This is a genomic window from Acinetobacter sp. TYF_19 (assembly GCF_043105125.1).
Classification (GTDB): domain Bacteria; phylum Pseudomonadota; class Gammaproteobacteria; order Pseudomonadales; family Moraxellaceae; genus Acinetobacter; species Acinetobacter johnsonii.
In genome coordinates, this window is sequence record NZ_JBICLH010000090.1 from 1 (window position 1) to 21381 (window position 21381).

Below are 21381 nucleotides of genomic sequence, written 5' to 3' on the forward strand. Positions count from 1 at the left end.
TTTACGGAATTAGGTCGACCACTTACCCAAGTTACGCCTTAAATTTAGCTCAATTAGGGGCGCTTTGCATTTCAAATCTTTGTGCAACAAAGCCACTTGCAGATGAAAAGTGTAATTCAGATAAAAGTGATTTTTTAGCATTAGAAGAATTCTTTTTTCAATGGCAGGAACGCAATCAAAACTTTGATAACCTTATTACTGAGCAGTTATCAAAGCTGGGTTTTCTGACAAATATTGAAAGATCACATAGTGTTGCGAATTGGGCATATAGACAGGCTAAAGAGAATGGGTATTTATTGTGGCCAAATAAATTAGAGAGTTTTTCGTGACAGGATGCTCACTTATGGCCAACTAATGTAATTATTGAAGCCTTACAACACATTCTATGTCATTTTATGAAAAGCATTATATAGATCACTCAACATGTTCAGGTGATACTGCTTCAGTAAAAATATTAACATTAATTTTTGATATTTCATCAAAGAAGAACTTTCCGACATGAGATAGCACATATCTTTGAGAACCTGTTTTTTCTAGCAAAATATGACGATCAATTAATTGACTTTTAATATTGGTAAAAAGGTCATCTTTATTATTGAAATCGCATTTCTTTAATAACTCTTTGATATCAGGGCTCTCATTCATTGAGTCAATCTCTGCTTTAGAGATGCCCCCATTTAAGCTCATAAGCTGACTGTGAGATTTATTAATGTCATTCATGTATTTGGCAATTATCAATAACAACACATAGCAACGCATGACCACATCGGTTTTAAGGTCTTTTTTTTCATTTTTTTCAAGTAGGTAAATATATCCATTAGCAATATGCATATTGTATCCACACATATCATACTGTTCACGATAAATCTCTTCGTATTGTATAATCTCTGAATACAGCTCATCAGGTACAAAAGTATCATTTTCAATTTTTTCGCGGTTAATTACTTTGCCATTGATTAAATGATTATAGATTTGTTTACTGAAGTTTTTGTTAACCATTTACTCTCTCCTCATTATATTGCCAGCCCATGTATTCTAGGAAATACAAGCCATCAGAAATTCGTTTTCTTGTTGTATAGATAATTTGGTCAGGATCAATCTCATTTAACAATACTTCAAAGCCATATAATGAGTCACCTAGATTGTAGTCCTGCAAATTTTCATCCAGTATCTCATGAATGTACTGATACAGATCTTCAATGGTATTGGGGGTTTCACGAGAAAGTAGACAATTGGAAATAAGTTGTTGACGTTCATATTCTGGATACATGTTTTCAGGAATAGATACCAGTTCATCAACATTATTTTTCTTAAGTACAGTGTTTTTAACTACCTCAATATATTTCTCAAAACGGGTAGGGATGTTATCTTGTCTTCCTGAAAATTTAGCTTTATAACCTGCATTATGATTGTTAAGACCTAACAATGCAGAAAAATGGTCAAATACAGTGGCATCAGGTTTTAATATAATGTTACGTTGTCCACCATGACGCAATGGTACTAAGGCATTCATAAGTTCTTTGTATATTGATTCAGTTGCAATGTAGCTACTGCGTTCTTCGTGGATCATATTCAAGATACCACGTAGTTGATCTGTCAGCTCACCAATTTCTTTATAGTAAAAGGTGATAGCAGTTTTCTGATAGAAGCCTGTTGCAGCAGCTTCACCACCACCTTTTAATCGAATCGTACTGTTAATGGTATCGACAAAACTTGTAAAGTTTCCATCAACAACAATTTTGGCTGGAGATACAAACTCTAAGAAAGGTTGGACATGCCTACGAAATAGCTTATCAACTTGAGTGTAAAGCTCTTCAATGTTTACCTCGCTCCCTTTGTTATTACGCTTTTGGTACATATCCGCAATTTCATAGACACGTTCCTTAAGAACTAAAGTATTTTCTCTCACATGAGAGGCAATTTCATTCATTTGATTCTTGTAGGCAAGTAACTCTTCAATGTAATCTTCACTGCCATAATCAAGATTTGGTAATCGCTCAGATAGAGCTTTCATCCAAATGCGATATTTATTGAACTCAGCATTAGAGAGTTCTTTCATCCTTGTGTTATCAATAAAGCGGAGGAGGTCTACAATAACAGTGGCAAATGCCACCATATAGCTTTGCTTGTTCCAATAAACAAAAAGACCATTATCAAGCATTGCTTCAAAACTAAGTTTTTGGTGATAGTTCTTATCAGGATGGATCAATACCTGTTTCTCGTAAAAACTCATATATTTGGCATGTGGGATTTCACAGCCAGTATTATTTTGGTTAATGTAGTCCAACATATCTAGAAATCCATTTTTAAACTGGATAATGGCAAGCAGGATTTCATCACGATTAATACGGCTATCACGCATTTTGAGCTACTCCAAAATGCTGAACATGCTCGGGTAAAATGCTATATATACAATTAGCCACTTTTGCAAATTTAACGGTATTTTTATCAAGGAATACCCAATTGCCAACCAATTTACTAACGAGGTAAGAATAACTCGGAGTGGCACAAAAAATTGAAAAACCTTGTTCGCCAATCTGGGCAATGGTAGCAGTTGTATTTTTCTGATCTAAAGTACTGATTTCATCTACAATAATCGGCATTTTTAGCTGACTATGTGGAATCTTGATTTCATTTAACAGTACTGATAAAACAAAAGCCTTAATTGTACTTGTAGTGCCGCCAGATTGTGATTTAGTGGTCAATTGATTATTTAGTTCATACTGGTAGCTGATGGATTGAATCAGGTTACGCATTTCAATACGACCTTGAGGATTCTTGTGCTTGTTAAAAAACTCCATGAGCTCATCATAAAAAGTTTGATCGGCCAGATTGTCTGAAACAGTATTATGTTTGGTTATAGTATTCAAAAGATTGGTGAAGTTTGCTTTTAATTCGAGTTTTAAACGAATATTCGAAAGATTTGAAATTTTCTTTTTATTTAACTTCGTATTGATGTTTTCAATATGTAGTTCCAGTAATTGATGTGCATCGTTGATTTCAGAAATTTGCATACTTATCATGCTATTATGTTGTTTAATGTTGGTGCGAAGCTGTATTAGTTTTAGCCCAAGTGTATTAAATGTTGTATTAAGGCGATCAATAATATGACCATAATCAAATAGGTTATGGATTAACTGGAATGGATCTATACCATCAATGTTTATTTTCTCTAATAGGCTTTTAATCTCTACACTAAATTTACTTTTCTCTGATTGTATTTTTGATGCTTGGTCAATGATTTCCGTTGCTAGAGATTCTTTCAATTCAAAGTCAATTTCTATTTCTGGGATTTCACCAACTATGGTTGAGGGTAGGTGTAGGTTGAATAATTCAGCTCTTTTGTATAGAGCATTCATACGCTGAAGTTTACTTATGTTGTTTTGTAAATTATTTAGTTTAGATTCTAGTTGGCGGAATATTTGGTAGTTATCATTTTTTAATTGTTCTAATTTATTCAGTTCATCTTGCATTTTAATCAATTCAATACAATAACTATCAAATTCAGCTTGTTTTACTTTTAAGTTTCCCTTGTTAGTATCATAATTTTTTAGTAGTTTAATGATGTTGTTAGTTTTAGTAATATCTTTATTTACCTCATTCATTTTTGCTTCAAGTAATTTATTATCTTCATAAATAGTTAAGATATTTCTTGAGTTAGTAATACTTTTGTTTAGGTCACTTATTTCCTGAATTAAAGGTTCAACCTCACTGCGGATTTTATTTAAAGTCGCCTGTACATCATATGGAGAAAATTTAGAGATTAAAACCTCTTTAAGCATCATTTTTCTGTTGTCATAATCAACAGAAAACAATGAAGCGAAGTCTTCAAATTTGGCGATTTCATGGTCAGATAATTCGATTTTTAATTTAGAAAATTGAGAATTTAAAGTATTAAATACATCTTTGGTTGATTGACTAAATTTATTGAATGTAAGAGCTGATGAATCGTTTAGAATTTCTTGATATGACTTTAGGCGATTTTCTTTACCCCTTAGTTGGTCTATGGCTTGAGTTAAGAAGTTTCGTGTGTCTTCCTTAGAAGCATAACTTTTCAATTCATCTTGTTTAAGTGAAAGATGCTCATTCAACAAATCTAAAACTTCTTGTGGTTGATGTTCTTTATAATCTTGGGTAAGCATCACCTCAATTTGATAAATATCAGCATCAATTTTTTTCAACTCTCTTTCACAGTAATCTTTCTTACCAGTCGTTTGTTGAAAAGTACTATTGAGTGCCTTATGTTGCTCATTTGGTATTTTCCATGCGGATTCCGCTTCTTTGATTTGATCCTGCAAGGTATTTCCAAGTTTGCCGTAATACTCATTATTTGCATCAAGTTGGTGTTTTAGCTGTATAAAATCAATACTGTAACTTTTACAACGTTCAATGAGTACATCAAACTCTGACTTAATATGATCATAGTCTGGTTTGATGTTTTCAAGTTTTGTTAATTGTTTTTTGTCTTCAGTTAATTGGTTAAATTCCATAATACTTTTATTAAAGTCTACTCCCACAGCTTGTTTAGAGTGAGTGCGATTCATCTCTATAAGAGTGGCTATTGCTGAAGGGAGGGTCTCTATTTCAGAAGTGCCAGAGTCAAAAGCTAGGTGATAGATGTTCCTGAAAGCTTCAACAGACGTTTTATTAGAATCTTTTAATGGGACAATGCAATACAGACCGTCAAACTTGCCATAATCACCATACATAAGCGATATTAATTCACTGGTTGGCGTTTTATCAGTGGTACGATGTCCTTTGTATTGCCTGCATAATTTTTCAAGTAACTCCACCGTGAGCTCTGGATTAACAACCTTATTTTCTCTGTCAAAGAAGTACTTTTGTAGCTCATTAAATTCACATGGGATAAAGAATCGCCCATATGAGTAGCCAGAAGAGCGGTACAGAATCATACAGAATATGCCACGACGATTTTGTACTTCTAAACCAATAAACGAATTGGAATCTGGGAAATAAAAGTCATACGAATCATCTTTATCGTAAACTTTATTCCCCTTGCCTTCAAATCTGAATTTTGATTTACAATCTGAAAAATTGGTTTCAGGAAATAAGACGAGTTTGGTCGAAGCGAGACTAGCTGTTTTGCCACCATTATTTCGACCGTACATTGCTAAATGTTGATCCAAAACCAGTTCTGAAAACCCATGGTTCGCTGAATTAACAAAGATCAATCGCTTTAGTGAGTAAATCATGTCTTGAATTTCAAAGCTTATATTAGTCATTGATAAAACTCTCTTGTTCGATGGTCTTTCTAGTTTGGAAAATTAAGGTAGTGAATGGTCTAACAAAACTACTAACTGCGCCCAATTGGGCAATTTTATTTAACGTTTCTATGTTTGCTGGCACCACAACATTTTCAAGTCGCTTTTGTAAGTCAGAAGGGAAGCTGATGCACATCTCGGTTTCTGGTAATAAATTGTAGACATTATTTGCTGTGGTCATACCACCAAGATCACAATCAAAACATAGATAAAGCTTTTTATATTTTGAAAGAAACTCTTTATGTAATGAGTTACATATTTCATTTCCAGCTCCAAAAACCATATCCATTTCAGGATATGTAGGAATCGACATTTCCATTTTGGCAGCTCTAAAAGTTTTATCGGCATGAATGAATAGCTGACGGTTTTCAACAATAATTGCAGTTTCGCTTTGGTAATATTCTGTACTGAAACCTGAACAGTCAAACAAAACTATAGAAGGATGTTGTGATAGTCGCCTTAATAATAAATATGAACCACCAACTTTGTGACTATGACTTCTATTCTGATGAGCAGCACTAATTCTATCTGTGCCAGACTCAGAAAGTAATCTTTCAATAAGTGTAGTTAATCGCTCAGATAGAGTCACGACATACTTATTCACATCATGAACAGGTTTGTAGCAACTAATTTCTTCAGCTTCAAATTGGATTTGGTTTTTTGGACGGTTTAACTCTGCTTTAAATTTTGTGAGGTCGATAGGAACACCATTTTTAATGTCCTTCATAAGTTTTTGTAAGCTTTTAGAAATCATTATTAAACATCCTTGCACTCAATAGTGATTTTAATTCAAAAGCTTACTTTATAGAATGAAGAAGTATTTATGCACGACATTAAATGTCGTTTTGATATGGCTTTGTTGCATAAATATGTAAGCATCTGATTTAAATAAATTTAATTTTGGATCAAAAAATAATCAAAACTTTTAAAATCATATAGTTATGAAATCTTTGTGCAACAAAGCCCCTTATGAGATTCCATAAGAATTGAATTTGGCGAAAGAGGGAGTCATATTATTTATTTAAGTTATTGTAAATAATAAATTAAAATTAATATAATTTTTATTAATCCCCCAATCATCCCCCAAGGCAAAAAACTTTTAATCTCCAAATGGTCTAAGGTCAGTTTTATCTATACAATCTAAAGAAACAATTTGTATATCTAGAGAAACCATTTGCATAAATGGTCGTTATATAGGATTAATTACTGTGAATATTATTCATCTAACAGATCTTCATTTTGATCCGCAGACTAATCTACAAGCTCTAATGTTGATTAAAGATCATGAGTTTTTCTCTGAAATTGACACAGATACGACATATTTAGTTATAACAGGCGATGTAGCGACAAAAGGTCAAGATGCCTCTTTTGATTTTGCAAGGCCATTTATTAAAGAGTTGTTTATAGACACTAATATAATTAAACGTTCTAACATAATAATTTGCCCTGGCAATCATGATTTCGTTGATCAAGATTTAACGGCTTTCAATGATTTCGCTAGATATCTTCGTAACGATAGTATTTTTCGTTTTGGTTCCGATAGTGTAATTATAAAGCGAGTAGATGACGTATGTTTTTGTTCATTAAATTCCATGTATAGATATGATCGAAGCACGAGTTCAGTAGATATAAATTCATTAAGACTAAAACTTGAAAGAAATAAAGAGGCAATTAGTAGTGCAAGACATAGAGTAGCACTATTACATCACCATATCATTGGAATTGAAGAAAATGATCCATCTACCGTAAGAAATGCTATTCCATTAATTCAACTTCTTGAAAAGTATAATTTTAATTTAATTTTGCATGGACATCAGCATATACAGTTAAACTTTTACATTAATAAATTACAAGTTATATGCGGTCGATCACTGCTCAGTCAATCCAATTTTTTAAGTAATGGATTTAATAAAATCAGTTATGATAATGAACAACAAGTTTTTGTTAGAACGTCATATGAATTGAGCGCAGACTCAGATTCAGTAGGTCAATTAAGTTTAAAGAAGAGTATATGAGTCAAGGTAAATTTATTGTATTTGAAGGCTTGGATGGTTCAGGTACATCAACTCAATCTCAAATGTTGAAAGATGCTTTACAGGCAAGTGGGAACAAGGTTCACTTGACCTGTGAACCATCAAATGGACCGATAGGGAACATGATTCGTCAGGCAATGCAGGGGCGAGTTATATTTAGTAAACAGGATGAAAAATTCGATCAGCAAATGGCATATCTATTTGCAGCTGATAGATATGATCATTTAAATAATCAGATTGATGGTGTTAATAAATTAGTGGATGAAGGGTTTTATGTAATATCAACCAGATATTTTTTCTCTTCTTTTGCCTATCATGTAACCGATTCAAAATCAGAGCAATTAGTTCAAAAATTAAATGCCGATTTTCCAAATCCAGATTTATTAATTTATTTAGATAATCCAGTTGAAAGTTCAGTAAAAAGACTAAATTCTAGGACGGTTTTAGATCGTTATGAAGAAGAAAATAAATTAAGTATTGTTGCTAAAAACTACCAAAGAATTCTTTCAGATTATGCTGGTGAAAAGTTGGTTTTATCGGCAGTAGATCAAAGAGATGATATACACAAGAAAATTTTAGAGAAAGTGGAGTCACTTTGAAATGAGTATAGATTACAAGGAAGTAAATTCTTTCGAAGAGATAAAAGATGCTATTAGTTCAGAAATTGTTAACGGTAGAAAAAATCTAAACTTTATAAAAGGTTTTGAGTTTAATAGGACTATTTTATCTACTGATGGAGGGGAAGATGAAAGAATTGCAAAAGAATGGATGTCTTTTGAAAAGCCAGGAAACTTAATTTTTAATCATGGTCAATATATTACTGAAGCAGGATTTAATCATATAATTGAAGAAATTAATGGAAAGCATAACAGCAATAGAGCCTTGTATTCATTGTTAAATTATAATGAAATTTGTAATAAGGGTGATATTCTAATCCCTTCTTTTTTAGTTTTTCAAGTCACTATTGAAGATAATTTTTTATATGCTACTGCTTATTTTAGGGCACTTGAAATAGAAAATTTCTTACCAGTTAATTTACAAGAAATTAAGTTAAACCTAAAAAAAATATTTAGTATGTGTAATTTGAACTATGTAAATACTATAAAATTGGCTTTATATGCATTTAATGCTTATAAAAAACCTAATCAAAAAATTCCTTCATATTTAGTTATTGATAAGCTTGATCCCTTAGATTTAATGGGAATGGTTATTGATGTAGATAGTCATTCACAATTAGGGCTCTTAATTCGTGAAAAAATTGGTATAGAAACTTATATTTCTACTGAATGGGTAGAAACATTTATTAAAATACTTGCTAAACATTCTTTAAGAATTCCGCAATCAAAGATTAAAGACAATGTACAACCTTTGAGTCAAAAGTTAGAATCGTTATTGGATATTTATAATAATTTAAGAGAGCTGAGAGCAAAAAATTCACATTCAGAGGACATAGATCAGTTCTATCTTCAAGCTAATGATTTAATTGAGGAAATATTAGGGTTGATATGATGGAATTAAAAGACTTGCAAGAATTACAGCAAAAATTTGATCAGAACCATCAAATGAAATTAGACTTTTATGAAAAAATTGACGAAAAAAATTTACCAGTTTTAGAGCATTTAGTTGTATGTCTGTTAGGTGAATTAGGTGAATTTTCGAACCTTTTGAAAAAAGTTGTCAGAGGAGACTATGAGCTTAAGGAAGTCAAAGATTTATTGGATGAAGAGCTCGTCGATGTTTTTATTTATTTAATAAAAATAGCTAATCAATTCGATGTAGACTTAGAAAATGGGTATTTAAACAAATTGGAAAAAAACAAAGTTAAATTTGAAAAGAGCCTTAAATAAGGCTCTTTTCAATTGCTTCTTTTACTGATTCACTACCTAAATTACTATTTAGGGATTTCAGAGATAGTCCGTAAGTATCGCATACAGATTCATAATTTTGTTTTATCTGTTGTCCTAGAGGACTATTGATAACGAACGGATCTAAACTATACCAAGCACAAGACAAGATGATAGAAGTGATTAAAATATCATCTTCAATATCATCTTTAAGAGCAAAAAAAGTATCATTCTGGTTAATAATAGACTTTAGTTCATCTTTTATTGTTTCAAACTTATGTTTGTTCGACTCAATAAAATCATTTAGCTCAGAGCTACTAGCCATACAAATTTTTTGCCAATCATAAGCTTCAGACATCTTATCCTCGGTCTCAATTGGATTTTTAGGTACTTTAACACAAATTTGTGAGTGAATATATTCAAAGAGTTTTGAACAGGGATGGGGTGGGGCTTGAATGTTGTTCATTATGGCATTGAGCCAAGGGTCTTCAATTTTTTGTAAATCTTCTAAAAGAGATACCCGATTATTAATAATTGCATCTGAAAAATCCCAATCGAATTCGGATTCGAATTTTTTTATATAACTTATACTATTCTGGTAGAGAATTTGAGTTACTTTTTCAAAATCTTTTTCATAAAGATGAAGGTTATCAGTGATTTGGGTTTGCAATCCGACAGGCTTTGTTGCACAAAGATTTCATAACTATATGATTTTAAAAGTTTTGATTATTTTTTGATCCAAAATTAAATTTATTTAAATCAGATGCTTACATATTTATGCAACAAAGCCAATCCGACATTGTAATTCAATCTGTGAGCAATATATTTTTGTAAAATTCCGAAAACAAAAATATTGTAAGGAATCCCTAGATAGAGATCATTTGAACGGTTCACTACCGTTAGGTTAAGACAACCGTTATTAACTTTAAGATAAATGGTTGTATTGCATGGGATATCTTTTGAATTCTTTTGCAAATCATCAACAGAGTAGATTTGTAGTACAACTCGTCTGGACTCAGAGTTTTTTTCTAAGTGGCTAATCGCATTTTCAATTTGATCTTGATCAAAATGATATCTAAGCCTATAGCCGTATGCACCGTTTAAAGTTTTATTATCATCGGAGTATTGACCGTAGGAACTAATGTATTTAGATAAAAAATCAAGCTCATTTTTCCCTTCTAATATCCAAGCACTTTCTACAAATGCAAATCTGTAATTTAGATTTCTCCCCTTTAAAAAACATAATCTAGGATCATGAGGTTGAATCCTGAAAGTTGCTTGTCCGAGAACTTTTGCATTTCCGTTCCTCGTAACTTCTATTTCTGAAACGAATTGAGAGGCTTGAAAAGCTTTAAAATATGAAAGATTAAATGAATCATTGAAAATTAGCATAAGCTTTTATAATTGGTATGTTTTTGAAATGATCAATTCTAGCTTAAAATTGGTCATAGGTGAATTTATATATTCCAAAGTATAAGAATAATAAATAGAACATAATTTTTATTTTGAGTTTTTAAAATTAATTAAAAAATTTTATTGTGTTTTGGTAGCCAACCATCCTTTGTTTCTATATATTGGGTAATAAACTCCTTTACCAGATAACACTCGATTAACTGATTTTAATGCATTGTTACAAAATTGAGTAACTACATAAGTTATAGCATCAGAATAAGTTATAGCATCAAAGTTTTGATCAGGGGAAAAATAAAAAATAGCCTTAATTAAGGACTATTTTTATATCTGTTTATAACTTTATTTGCTAAACATTACCCGTGTATTCTTTCCACACATAAGTAATGCCATTGCCCTTATAACGATAAAAACCAAGTGGCTCATGTACGCGTTCAATCAGTTGTAGCCATGCCTTTTGAACGATACCTTGTCCATCATAGCAATGGGCGTGTTTGGGCTCTGGAAAAATGCCTTGCAGCTGATAATCCAAGCAGACTAACTCCCATTGTTCTTTGAGCAAAGGTAAATAATCGATTTCATCGCCTAGGATGTAAATGAATGCTTGTGCTGTTAGCTTATAATCAAGCCCTTTGACGATACGCCACTGGATATCAGAAAGTTTACCATTGAGCTGTTTAGCCCTATGTAGCCACTGGAAGTATTTCTTCAGTACCTTTATCGATTCCTTTTCTGCTTCTTCCTGTGTCTGGTAATGAGGTGGGTCAGTCTGAGTAGTCAATGGTAACTCTAAGAAAATGCAATTGGCTTGGTCTTGTGTTTGCATGACACGGCGAAAAACAGTCTTTTGTTCATTACGGAGTTTTTGCACTTGTGCTTCATATTTATTCGCTTGGAGCTTTGCTTTAGCGACATATAACTGACCACGAAAAAAATCAAAGTTATTTTCAAATATATAGTTTGGAATAGGCTGCGGTGATGTCACCAAACCGATATTTTGCAGTGAAAATTGATGAAAGCCTTCTAAGTGAGGATGGGGTTCAAAACCTTCAAATAGATCAATGAAATGAGCAAATAGCGGTGCTTGCTGTAGGGCCCAAATAAATAGTGGATTCATAGCAGGGTATGGGCATGCTGCTGTTGGTTTAGGATAGACTTTAATTTTAGCCTGCTCTAACTGCTTGGTGAAATTTATCAGTCCGAGTGCAATTTGACTAAATAGAATGTCCCCAAAAGCAGGCCGAATCATTGTAACGTTTGAGGTAAAACAACCATTTCCACTCGGATAAACATTCGGTGGTGTTTGAGCATGGTTAACAAATAAAGGCTGTGCGTTTGGTACAAATACGTTGTTCATGTTGAAAATCTCTGTGATAGGGTTAAATAGATCAATAATGTTGAGTAAGGTTCGGACGACCCATTTGCCTACGTAGATGAGGTAAAATTCCCGTATTGAGAGTTTTGACGCGTTCTAAGCTGCTATGTAAGACGTACTGTTCAAACTTGGCAAAGTAGCGAATAACTTTTGCAATGTTGTCGTATTTTGTTTGGTCATCACGATTTATTACGCCCAAAGCATCGTATTTGTACTTCTTACGGTTCTTGCTGGTATTACAGTTAAAATAGCTATGCTTACCACCAATTTGCTTATCCCACATTTCACCAATCATCCGACCTAAGCTAATGTCTTCACGATGCTTGCTACCACAAAAAAAGAAAAAGCCATGAATATGTAACGCCTGATCTACGCCATGCTCAAGCTTCCAAACGTAGCCTTTTAAACACATAGACTTACTACGACGTAGTTTCTGTAAAATCGTATGGAAATGCGCTACGATTTCTTTATGGGTTAGGTGCTTCTTATCTGCGGGTAGATACAAGTCAACACGTATACCCAATAAACGTGAGTATAGTTTGCGAACCATATCGACGTATTTCAGTACATTCTTTTCACGCCTTCTCGCCATTTTTCGACGGTCATTCACACGCTGAAGATATTCAGGAGAATGCAAGTAATCGTAAAGCAGCTTCACAAAGCGATTGATGATCACTGCTACAGGATATTTACGATTAGTCAGTATTCCATTTTCGTTAACGTCATTGAGAAGGTCATATGGATGTATAATTAGGTCATAGATACAATCTAGATATGGCCTTAAGACTCTGTTTAGGATGACCATTACCGCATTAAATTGTTCACACCTTAAGTTCATTGGTGATTTTAATTGCTTCGCAGCAAGTATGAACCGTCGAATTAATTGCAGTATCTTAGGTTCCATAAGTTCCCAGTGATCAGGAACTAATTCTATTGATTGTGATTGAATCCAGCTATACACATAATTCGTTCCTTGCTCAGATATTTCATCACATAAGCTAATTGCCGTAATACAAATATCAAGACAAGGATCTATTGGTTGATTTTGAAGTGAACTGATGGTTTGTATTGAGCGGAATACAACATTGTCGTCAGCTTCAGGAAATAGGGCTTCATGTTGTTCGATAAATTCTGCAATTCCATCCACTTGTTTTGATAATGCTTCTTCAGTCTCAACTTCAACCTCAGTTGATGGCTCTAGCTCTTCTGGAGGAGCTACGGTTTGCATGGGCTCAAGTCTACACACCACTTCAAAGAAGTTAGGTGGTAAATGATCCATTTCTCTAATCGTCATAGATATAGTTCCAATCTGTAAAAAAATACAAATTGCTGCCATCTAACCTATAGTATGTATACAAATTGAATCTAATATCTAATCTATGAGATATTGAATTCAATAAGTTGTGTGTACAAACTTAATGGTTTGTACCCATCAAACTAAATATCGAATCTATTATTTATCTAATGTATAAATATATAGATTACTAGATTATATAAATAATCATATTAATCATGCATATATGTTAATAGTGTGTATATATTAATCACATAGAATACAAACTAAAAAATTAGAGGCAACAACGGTTAACAAGGGCACTTGAGATCAAGCCCCTATCTGACATATCGATGAATTTGTGTTATGCGTGAGTGAAAAGATAAGCACTTCAGGCTTATCCTTTTTTTGACAATATCCATGCTTCTATTTCGTGTCGAAGCCACCCAACAGCACAGGCTCCTATGTGGACTCGTTTGGGGAAAGTAGGATCATGACGTGATGATCGCTCGTTAAGCATCTCGTAAATAGTAGATTTAGAAATACTTGTAATATCTGAAACTTCTTTAATCCGTAAAACCTGAATTTCTGCTTGTTTGTTTTGCATGGGAAAACCCTCCGATTACAAGGGCATTCTGTGCTAACGTAATTCGAATTAAGTCCATTTCGTAATTCGACTTCTTAATATGAGCTCAAAAAATATACACTTTCCTTCAGAAATTATTCAGCAAGTGTTCCGAAACTTGGTTGTACAATCACTTAACATTCAAAAATTTGATAAAAGTCACCCTAAACTTATAAGCAGTATGAAAAATTTAAGGGATGAAATGCATAATGATTTTGTTAATGATTTTTTTGAATTTTATACATGTCATAACTTAGATTTAGATCGGAAGAAAACACTGATATTTTCATTGTTTAAAAATAATCGTTTTATCGACCATGCTTTTAACTATTTTGAAACAGGAACTTTAGGTATCTCTGAGGACATTTTAAAAGATCATAGCCTTACATTTGAGCAGGTCGTGAATATTATTAAACACAGAGAACCTGAGTTTTTAGAAAATGTAAGTCAGATTAGTAAGCACCTTGGAATCGAAAATTTCCTTGCTGATACTACACGTGAATACTACATTTCGGATTTATTGATTGATTTGCCTATTGATCAACTGGTTTATGACTACATTTATTTCCAACTACTTATTGAAAAGTATCAATACAGTGCTGACGGCGAATACCAAGCAGAACTGAGCAACTCAATTGATGTCGCAAAAATGTTCAAGCCACTCAACCATTATTTACGGTTTTTCACACCAAAATTCACAACCTCATTTGTGGAATACAAAGAAGTAAAAAAAGGACCCTTAAGGTATGACTACTTAAGCTATAACTTAAGAATCGATGAACCAACTGAAAATATTGCAGATAGTATGACGACATTTTTTCTGCAATACATTGCACATCGGGTTTGGTTTTATCATGACGTTGCCGATGTTGATAATGGTCAAAAGGGGATCAAGATCGGAGAACTACACGAAATCAATAAGATTTTACAAACATTGGATCTGAGGTCGAATGTAGATCACCACTATGAAAAAAATATTTCAGTGCAGACTGATTTAGTCGCATTGTGGTTGTATGAAATAAATAAAGAGAAAAAAGAAAACAAGCGAGAAGAGCTTCTCAACATAGAGTTAGCCAAACTAAGAAACATGGATTCAAAGAATACGCACAACAAAGAAAAGCTACTTGCTAAAGTTGATTTATTACTTCAACAAGAAAAAACGGATATGAAGCCATTGGCATTCTTACAAGAAATATCTGAGCGATTAAAAAAAATTAATGCTCGTAGTAGATATGATCTGGATATTAAATTTAGTGTGACAGACAAAATGCTAAAACTAAATAGTGAAAAAAAAACTAAGGTGTTGTTGTGTTCAGCCTACACACCAGTGAGTGGAAATTCGGAACGCACAAAATGCGTAGAGTATATGATTTTAAATACAACGATTAGCTCTAAATATGATGGTTTACTGAAAAAATTAGAAAAATAGGAAAAGTATAGAAAAACGTTATTTTTCTAAGACAAGGACTCATCTTTACATGTGCTCAAGTTGCCTAAATTGCGGTTTTTAGCGTCAAATTGGCTACACTGCTGACTGGAATCGGTCAGCAGTTTCGTCCAGTATAACATCAAATTTCACGTTACCAAACGCGTCAAAATTTGGTGTTTTGAATGCCTAAAAATTATAGGTATAGGTCAATCCGCTGTTGGTGGTGATGGTCACTTCACGCACATTTTCAGCAGCGCAACCGAGATACACCTGCGCTACTGAGCCATAGCGCATATTTTGATAATCATAAAAACCTTTGGTTCTACAATTACCGCGATTGATCGAAACATTGGTCAGAGAGGTAGGGTCATTATTTAGGGACATGATATTGAGCTTATCCACATAGCCTGTCATGGAATATTGTGATTCATCACGGCGAACACGGACTTCAAATTCTTCTTGCAAAGGTGGTTCCTGTGACAGTTCAGTCATTTGCTCAGCATCAGCACCATTTTCTAAAAATGATTTATCAACGACAAAATCATCTTCGGATTGATTGCTCGTCTCAGACGTATCAGAAGCGTTATTTGCGGTAGAGGCGGTATTTTGATCTGCTGTTGCTTTGGGTTCTACTGTGGTTTGAGATTCTTTGGCTGGACTACATGCGGTTAAGCCCAGTATTAATACACTGGATAACAGCATCGGGTGAATCAGTTTCATGGCTGAATTCCTAAAAAATTGCTTATTTCATCTATGAATAAAGTCGTTATTGTTTGTTATTGGTTATTTACATTTGCCTTTTTGAACCGATTGCACCAAACGCGGTTCAGTTTTATCTGCATCTAAACGTAGGCAAATAGCTTTCTTACTTTTAATTGAGTTGGAAATCAGTTCTTCACCCTGAATTGGGTTGGCTCCACCTGCGTTATAAACTTGATAGCGTTTACCAGTAGTGGTTTTAAAACTAAAGGCATCACCTGCTTCACTAAAACCTTCAATCTTTTTGACGATGACGGTTACTTTATTAGATTGTGCAAACAGTGAAGGGCAGATCAGGCTGAGGCCAAAGGCCAAGATGAGTTTTTTCATTTAGTTATTCCTCTGGCTTAGTTCTTAAAAATCGTGACAGGCCAAACCACGGCTTTACCGAGGTTATAGGCATAACTGTAATGTGCGGTACTGCTGCAATTTTTGAAATACACTGAGCAAATCAGTGCGATCAGCACGTAGCCGATAATTAAATAGTTTTTCATGTGTTTCCCCAGATGCTTGAATTTATGACTGGCATTGCTGAACAGCGTTTGCCATTACCATGTTAAAATCTTCAGGTGGTTGCATCGTTTCTCGAACCGTGACATCCGCCATTTGTTGCATAAATTCAGGCGAGTAATGTGCTTCGACTTTGTCGTAAATACAGCCACAGGTAGAGCGGTCTAAACCACCCGCCTGACAGCCTGCTTTAAAGTCACGTTTGACTTTGCTGTCACAGGCAGTCAGCAGGGTGCTACTGAAGGCAATGGTGATTACCCCAAACCAAGTTTGATATTTCATTTCTGTTCCAAATCATTGTTATCTATTGTTCTAAAGTCATACGGATGGGGGGTTATTTATGCCAGCCTGCCAGATAAATCAGCAGCCATAGTCCGCCAAGCACAAAAACAAAGGGGCCTAGCATCGCCACCACGACGACAATTAAAATGAGCTGTGCGATCAATTTCATAATGTTGTTCCAGCACAAAGCAGCCCATGAATTAAAAACTCAGTGGTTGATCAGTGCAGTGAAATCAATCAGTACACAGAATTTAAATAAAATGTTGGAATCGGAATGAAATGCCGAAGTCGGCAAGTAGGTATAAATGAAGCGAGTGCAGGGGAAACGCACAAATTAAATAGCGTCATAATAGATGACTCCTGTATGTATAGAAGTTCTACCAATTACTGCTAAATAATGGTGGCAGAACGAAAAGGGGTTAGCAGACTGGACATACAGAACCAGCACGCGCGAACGCGTCCCCCTCCCGTTCTACCGCAAAGGGGGACGAGAAGGTTTTACGCACGTAGAGAATACTCAGAAGAATAAACCCTGATGCGCTGTATGAAACGGTCTGCTAAAACCGACTGGCAATGTAGGCCAGCCCTTGCATCATAATCGCTGATAAAAATCAGGTCAATTGATCGCTGTATCCAAACATTAAAATTGATTTAAAAAAGCATCGATTAAAATCACATTCTAAAAAAATATAGATACATATCATTTAAATGAGAAGCATGTGGCTCCTTCAAAACAGCCCTATGCAATAACCCAATTCATGCTTTGCCTGCTTTCCCCCAAAGCAGGCTTTTTTTATTTCACTCATTTTTATTACAGGAATTATTCAGATGAGTTTGCTATGTCCTTATTGTCAGTCCCGAGACACGGTACTGCTGGAATCCCCACAACATTTAGTGATTAACAGTAATTCAGCTTCAGCGCAAAACAATGTGATGTCACCTCTAGCACTCGCTACTTTGGGTATCAGTGTTTCTAAAAGTTTAAACATCCCTCCGATTGCAGGTGCCTTAGTGGGTGTCCTGATCGGTGGCATTTGGATGCTCGTAACGGAGGATGAAGTTCAAAACAGCTCGCATCCTGTTTATACCCGACATTATTACTGCAATGACTGTGACCGAGATTTTAGTCCTAGCCTGCGTAATTAACTTTTTCACCTTTACAGATATTTAACTTTTACAGGAATTAAAATCATGGCACATCAACTTGAACAAATGGCGTATGTTGGTGAAACCCCTTGGCATGGCTTAGGCAACCCACTCACTCAAAACCAACCGATTGAAGTCTGGGCACAACAAGCGGGTATGGACTGGCGCATTGAATCTTCAGATGTCAGCTATATGGCTAAAAATGATCGTGGCCAAAGCATCATTATGCCCTATGAGGAACAGCGAGTTTTATATCGCTCTGATACCCATGCACCATTGTCTGTGGTCAGTCAGCGTTATCAGGAAGTCCAGCCTAAACAGATCTTGGAGTTTTACCGAGATCTGACGGAACAATCAGGCTTTGAACTGGAAACCGCTGGGGTACTCAAAGGCGGGAAGAAGTTCTGGGCATTGGCACGAACAGGGCAGACTTCAGCACTCAAGGGTAAAGATGTCAGTAATGGTTACATCCTTTTAGCCACAGCCTGTGATGGAACCTTAGCAACTACGGCACAATTCACCAGTATTCGTGTGGTGTGTAACAACACTTTAGCGATTGCCTTAAGGGGACAAAACTCAAGTTCAGGTGTGGTTAAAGTGCCACATAGCACCAAGTTCGATGCACAAAAAATTAAACAGCAACTGGGTATTTCAGTCCGTGCATGGGATGAGCATATGTATGAAATGAAACAACTCAGTCAACGTAAAGTCACACAGACTGAAGCAGTAGCGTATTTTGATGCAGTGTTCAACAATACCAGCCTGAGTCCAATAGAACAGGATGAAGGCATTATTCAGTTCTATCGTAATGTAGCAACCCAAGCCAATTCGACCACCAAAGCTGACAACAAGGCTGAACCGAATGGACGCGCGATGTCTAAAGTCATGACCATGTTTAATGGGCATGGTCGTGGAGCGGAACTGAGTTCAGCCAAAGACACCGCTTATGGCTTACTTTGCAGTATCACCGAGTTCGCCGATCACGAGCGTCGCGCCATGAGTCAGGATCATCGTCTGGATTCTGCATGGTTTGGTGCAGGTGCAGGTCTCAAACAACGTGGACTCGAACAAGCTTTACGCATGTTGGCCTAATTTCAAAGCATCCATTGATTAGCCTAAGCTGAATCATCGCAATACTTAAACGCTCAACCTTACAAAAACTTAACTCTTTTTATTCAAAGCTGTGTCTTCGGACACAGCTTTTTTTATGCCCAAAATTCAACAATGACAGGAAATCGCTATGAACTCAGCTGTAATTCATCCAAACAACGCAACACTAAATATTCATGCCACCCGCCCGAAACTGTTTACCGCAAAACGTTTCGTAGAGACTAAAAATATGACTCAAGCTGAATGGCTTGAAGTAAGACGCAAGGGCATTGGCAGCAGTGATTGTGCTGCGGCTTGTGGACTCAATCCTTATATGTCGATGTTGGAACTGTGGATGATCAAAACAGGTCGTATCCAGCAAAACATTGAGGAAGAAAGCGAAGGCCATGCACCCTTGTACTGGGGTAAGCGGCTGGAACCTTTAGTGGCTGAATACTACAGCATGCACACTAACCATAAAGTCCGACGTGTCAATGCAGTGCTGCAACACCGCGATCCAGATAAGCATTTCATGTTGGCAAACTTGGATTACTCCGTTGTGGGTAGCGATGAAGTACAAATCCTAGAATGCAAAACCGCAGGAGAATATGGCGCCAAGCTGTGGCGAGATGGGGTACCTTTATATGTACTTTGCCAAGTGCAACATCAATTGGCAGTGACAGGCAAGAAAGCAGCACATATTTGTGTGTTGCTGTGTGGACATGAAACCCGAATCTTTAAAGTGACACGTTCTGAATCCGTGATTCAGCATATCGTCAATGCGGAACGTTACTTCTGGGAATGTGTGGAAAAGGATACACCGCCTGAAGCGGATGCCAGTGAGTCGGCAGCTAAAGCTTTACAACTCTTATATCCAGAGCATATCCCATTCTCTACCACAGACTTATCTAGAGATGAGCAAGCCAATCAGCAGTTTGAACAACTGATCCGAGTACGCAATCAAGTTGAAAAGCACCAAGAGCAATTTGACTTACTCAAACATCAGCTGCAAGCCAAGATGCAAGAATCAGAACGCGCCACCTTTAAAGCAGGTTCAGTGACGTGGAAAAAGGCTAAAGACTCGGTCAGTTTAGACAGTAAAGCTTTGCTCAAATCACACCCTGAATTTCTGAACCAATTTCCACAAGCTAAACAGGGCACACGGCGTTTTCAGATTTATGTCAATGGTGGATAAGTCAGATTTTATCGACACAAGCATCAAGCCAGTAATTCAATCACACAAGCTTATATCAGAGTCCATGCCTACAGCATGGGCTTTTTTATGCCTATTCAATTTACAAAAAGAGGAAATCAATATGATCAAAGGTTTAGCGATTACTCCACCGATACTTGGACGAATCAGTATCGGTAAGGTAGTGGAGAAGAATGGTAAACGTGTCCCTGAAAAAGATGATCAATTTACCCTGACCTCGCAAATCCAAAACAAAGAGGGTTGGGTGAAACATCCACTGGATGAACAGCTTCGAGCCAAGGCACCGAATCAAAAACTCAGAAGCATTCCAGTCCGTATGATTTTTAATGATCCCGAACTCAATCTACGCGCAGAGTACAGTTTATTTGATCGTCAAACAGGGCGACCAGTGTGTGTGGGTAATGGTGAAACTTGCCAGCGCATGACCAATCAAGGTGTAGAACAACATGCATGCCCATCACCTGATCTATGCTCATTAGCACAAGGTGGGCTATGTAAACCGTATGGACGTTTGTATGTGAATTTGGATGAGTCAGATGAGTTCGGTACGTTCGTTTTTAGAACCACGGGTTTTAATAGTATTCGGACTTTGGCAGCAAGACTCAGTTATTACCATGCAGCCTCTAATGGCTTACTGTCATGTTTGCCACTGCAATTGATACTCAGAGGTAAGTCGACGACACAAAGCTATCGTCAGCCTGTGTATTACGTGGATTTAACCTTAAGGGAAGGGGTCAGCCTACAGGAAGCGATTCAAACGGCTCAAGTAATTGATCAACAGGCTAAAGCGACAGGATTTAATCAACAGGCTTTAGATCAGATGGCACGGCAGGGTTATGGCAATGCACGGTTTGAGGTGAATTCGGAGGAGGGTGTGGATGTGATGGAGGAATTTTATAAGGATGAATCAAATGTAGAGCAACGTCAGCAGAATCATGACTTGACCCATGTGCAGGATATTCAGATAGGGTTGCAGCAGTCAGTACAAGCTTTGAATTAAGCTCAGTGTATTAATAGATTCAATATTTTATACTTAACAAGATATGATTTTATTTAGTATGGCTGATTTAAGTAAAGGAAATGGACTTAAATCAGTTTTTTTATTTTTTGG

At 35.7% G+C, this 21381-nt stretch carries 22 protein-coding genes and 1 pseudogene; 10 read left to right on the plus strand and 13 right to left on the minus strand.

What is annotated here, in order from left to right:
• Positions 1–329 (plus strand): annotated as a pseudogene (locus ACF8FD_RS16225) (hypothetical protein); the annotation flags it as partial.
• 85 nt (positions 330–414) lie between these two features.
• Here the strand turns inward: ACF8FD_RS16225 and ACF8FD_RS16230 are convergent.
• Genes ACF8FD_RS16230 through ACF8FD_RS16245 form a run of 4 tightly spaced genes read right to left on the minus strand, consistent with a single transcriptional unit; the run spans position 415 to position 6036 of the window.
• Positions 415–999, minus strand: a complete 585-nt coding sequence (locus ACF8FD_RS16230; RefSeq protein ID WP_234304372.1) for a hypothetical protein — start codon at positions 997–999, stop codon at positions 415–417.
• Positions 992–2362 (minus strand): hypothetical protein, encoded by a 1371-nt coding sequence (locus tag ACF8FD_RS16235; protein WP_234304373.1) that lies wholly within the window; start codon positions 2360–2362, stop codon positions 992–994. Before ACF8FD_RS16235 ends, ACF8FD_RS16230 begins: the two co-directional genes overlap by 8 nt.
• Positions 2355–5243, minus strand: coding sequence for a hypothetical protein (locus tag ACF8FD_RS16240; protein WP_279679445.1), 2889 nt, complete (start codon positions 5241–5243; stop codon positions 2355–2357). The genes ACF8FD_RS16235 and ACF8FD_RS16240 overlap by 8 nt, the downstream gene beginning before the upstream one ends.
• A complete protein-coding gene (locus ACF8FD_RS16245; protein ID WP_234304376.1) occupies positions 5236–6036 on the minus strand; it encodes a hypothetical protein in 801 nt (266 codons plus the stop codon). Before ACF8FD_RS16245 ends, ACF8FD_RS16240 begins: the two co-directional genes overlap by 8 nt.
• A 454-nt stretch (positions 6037–6490) precedes the next feature.
• On the opposite strand from ACF8FD_RS16245, the gene ACF8FD_RS16250 reads away from it, so the two are divergent.
• The 4 genes from ACF8FD_RS16250 to ACF8FD_RS16265 are packed head-to-tail and all read left to right on the plus strand — an operon-like array spanning position 6491 to position 9162.
• Positions 6491–7297 (plus strand): metallophosphoesterase family protein, encoded by an 807-nt coding sequence (locus ACF8FD_RS16250; protein ID WP_392453579.1) that lies wholly within the window; start codon positions 6491–6493, stop codon positions 7295–7297.
• Positions 7294–7914: a dTMP kinase gene (gene tmk / locus ACF8FD_RS16255; RefSeq protein WP_392453580.1), complete on the plus strand. Its 621-nt coding sequence runs from the start codon at positions 7294–7296 to the stop codon at positions 7912–7914. The genes ACF8FD_RS16250 and tmk overlap by 4 nt, the downstream gene beginning before the upstream one ends.
• A 1-nt stretch (position 7915) precedes the next feature.
• Positions 7916–8824 (plus strand): hypothetical protein, encoded by a 909-nt coding sequence (locus ACF8FD_RS16260; RefSeq protein ID WP_392453581.1) that lies wholly within the window; start codon positions 7916–7918, stop codon positions 8822–8824.
• Positions 8821–9162: a hypothetical protein gene (locus ACF8FD_RS16265; protein ID WP_392453582.1), complete on the plus strand. Its 342-nt coding sequence runs from the start codon at positions 8821–8823 to the stop codon at positions 9160–9162. The genes ACF8FD_RS16260 and ACF8FD_RS16265 overlap by 4 nt, the downstream gene beginning before the upstream one ends.
• Here ACF8FD_RS16265 and ACF8FD_RS16270 read toward each other — a convergent pair.
• The 5 genes from ACF8FD_RS16270 to ACF8FD_RS16290 all read right to left on the minus strand — a co-directional run bounded on the left by ACF8FD_RS16270 (position 9155) and on the right by ACF8FD_RS16290 (position 13824).
• Positions 9155–9829 (minus strand): hypothetical protein, encoded by a 675-nt coding sequence (locus tag ACF8FD_RS16270; protein ID WP_392453583.1) that lies wholly within the window; start codon positions 9827–9829, stop codon positions 9155–9157. The genes ACF8FD_RS16265 and ACF8FD_RS16270 overlap by 8 nt on opposite strands.
• Positions 9830–9918: 89 nt before the next feature.
• On the minus strand, positions 9919–10551 hold the full coding sequence (locus tag ACF8FD_RS16275; protein ID WP_392453584.1) for a thymidylate synthase: 633 nt from the start codon (positions 10549–10551) through the stop codon (positions 9919–9921).
• Positions 10552–10918: 367 nt separating this feature from the next.
• Complete coding sequence (locus ACF8FD_RS16280) at positions 10919–11926, minus strand: hypothetical protein (protein WP_392453585.1); 1008 nt, start codon at positions 11924–11926, stop codon at positions 10919–10921.
• Positions 11927–11957: 31 nt separating this feature from the next.
• Positions 11958–13238 carry an inovirus-type Gp2 protein gene (locus tag ACF8FD_RS16285; RefSeq protein WP_392453586.1) on the minus strand — a complete coding sequence of 427 codons (1281 nt, stop codon included), beginning with the start codon at positions 13236–13238 and terminating at the stop codon, positions 11958–11960.
• Positions 13239–13614: 376 nt separating this feature from the next.
• Positions 13615–13824: a helix-turn-helix transcriptional regulator gene (locus tag ACF8FD_RS16290; protein WP_392453587.1), complete on the minus strand. Its 210-nt coding sequence runs from the start codon at positions 13822–13824 to the stop codon at positions 13615–13617.
• Between the two features lie 79 nt (positions 13825–13903).
• Between ACF8FD_RS16290 and ACF8FD_RS16295 the strand changes: the two genes are divergently transcribed.
• A complete protein-coding gene (locus ACF8FD_RS16295) occupies positions 13904–15271 on the plus strand; it encodes a hypothetical protein (protein WP_392453588.1) in 1368 nt (455 codons plus the stop codon).
• Between the two features lie 186 nt (positions 15272–15457).
• Here ACF8FD_RS16295 and ACF8FD_RS16300 read toward each other — a convergent pair whose 3' ends face one another.
• The 4 genes from ACF8FD_RS16300 to ACF8FD_RS16315 all read right to left on the minus strand — a co-directional run bounded on the left by ACF8FD_RS16300 (position 15458) and on the right by ACF8FD_RS16315 (position 16822).
• On the minus strand, positions 15458–15991 hold the full coding sequence (locus ACF8FD_RS16300; protein WP_392453589.1) for a hypothetical protein: 534 nt from the start codon (positions 15989–15991) through the stop codon (positions 15458–15460).
• A gap of 63 nt (positions 15992–16054) precedes the next feature.
• The gene (locus tag ACF8FD_RS16305; protein ID WP_392453590.1) at positions 16055–16360 is read right to left on the minus strand and encodes a hypothetical protein; all 306 of its coding nucleotides are present in this window, start codon (positions 16358–16360) and stop codon (positions 16055–16057) included.
• A 17-nt stretch (positions 16361–16377) separates the two neighbouring features.
• Positions 16378–16524, minus strand: a complete 147-nt coding sequence (locus ACF8FD_RS16310) for a hypothetical protein (protein WP_004984451.1) — start codon at positions 16522–16524, stop codon at positions 16378–16380.
• Between the two features lie 22 nt (positions 16525–16546).
• The gene (locus ACF8FD_RS16315; protein ID WP_392453591.1) at positions 16547–16822 is read right to left on the minus strand and encodes a hypothetical protein; all 276 of its coding nucleotides are present in this window, start codon (positions 16820–16822) and stop codon (positions 16547–16549) included.
• Between the two features lie 828 nt (positions 16823–17650).
• Between ACF8FD_RS16315 and ACF8FD_RS16320 the strand changes: the two genes are divergently transcribed.
• From ACF8FD_RS16320 to ACF8FD_RS16335, 4 genes are all read left to right on the plus strand, one after another.
• Positions 17651–17968, plus strand: a complete 318-nt coding sequence (locus ACF8FD_RS16320) for a hypothetical protein (RefSeq protein WP_209796361.1) — start codon at positions 17651–17653, stop codon at positions 17966–17968.
• 45 nt (positions 17969–18013) lie between these two features.
• Entirely contained in the window at positions 18014–19060 is a 1047-nt protein-coding gene (locus ACF8FD_RS16325; RefSeq protein WP_209796362.1) for a DUF932 domain-containing protein, read from the plus strand.
• A 148-nt stretch (positions 19061–19208) separates the two neighbouring features.
• A complete protein-coding gene (locus ACF8FD_RS16330) occupies positions 19209–20252 on the plus strand; it encodes a YqaJ viral recombinase family protein (protein ID WP_392453592.1) in 1044 nt (347 codons plus the stop codon).
• Between the two features lie 121 nt (positions 20253–20373).
• The gene (locus ACF8FD_RS16335; protein ID WP_104222212.1) at positions 20374–21270 is read left to right on the plus strand and encodes a hydrolase or metal-binding protein; all 897 of its coding nucleotides are present in this window, start codon (positions 20374–20376) and stop codon (positions 21268–21270) included.
• The last annotated feature ends 111 nt before the right edge of the window (positions 21271–21381 follow it).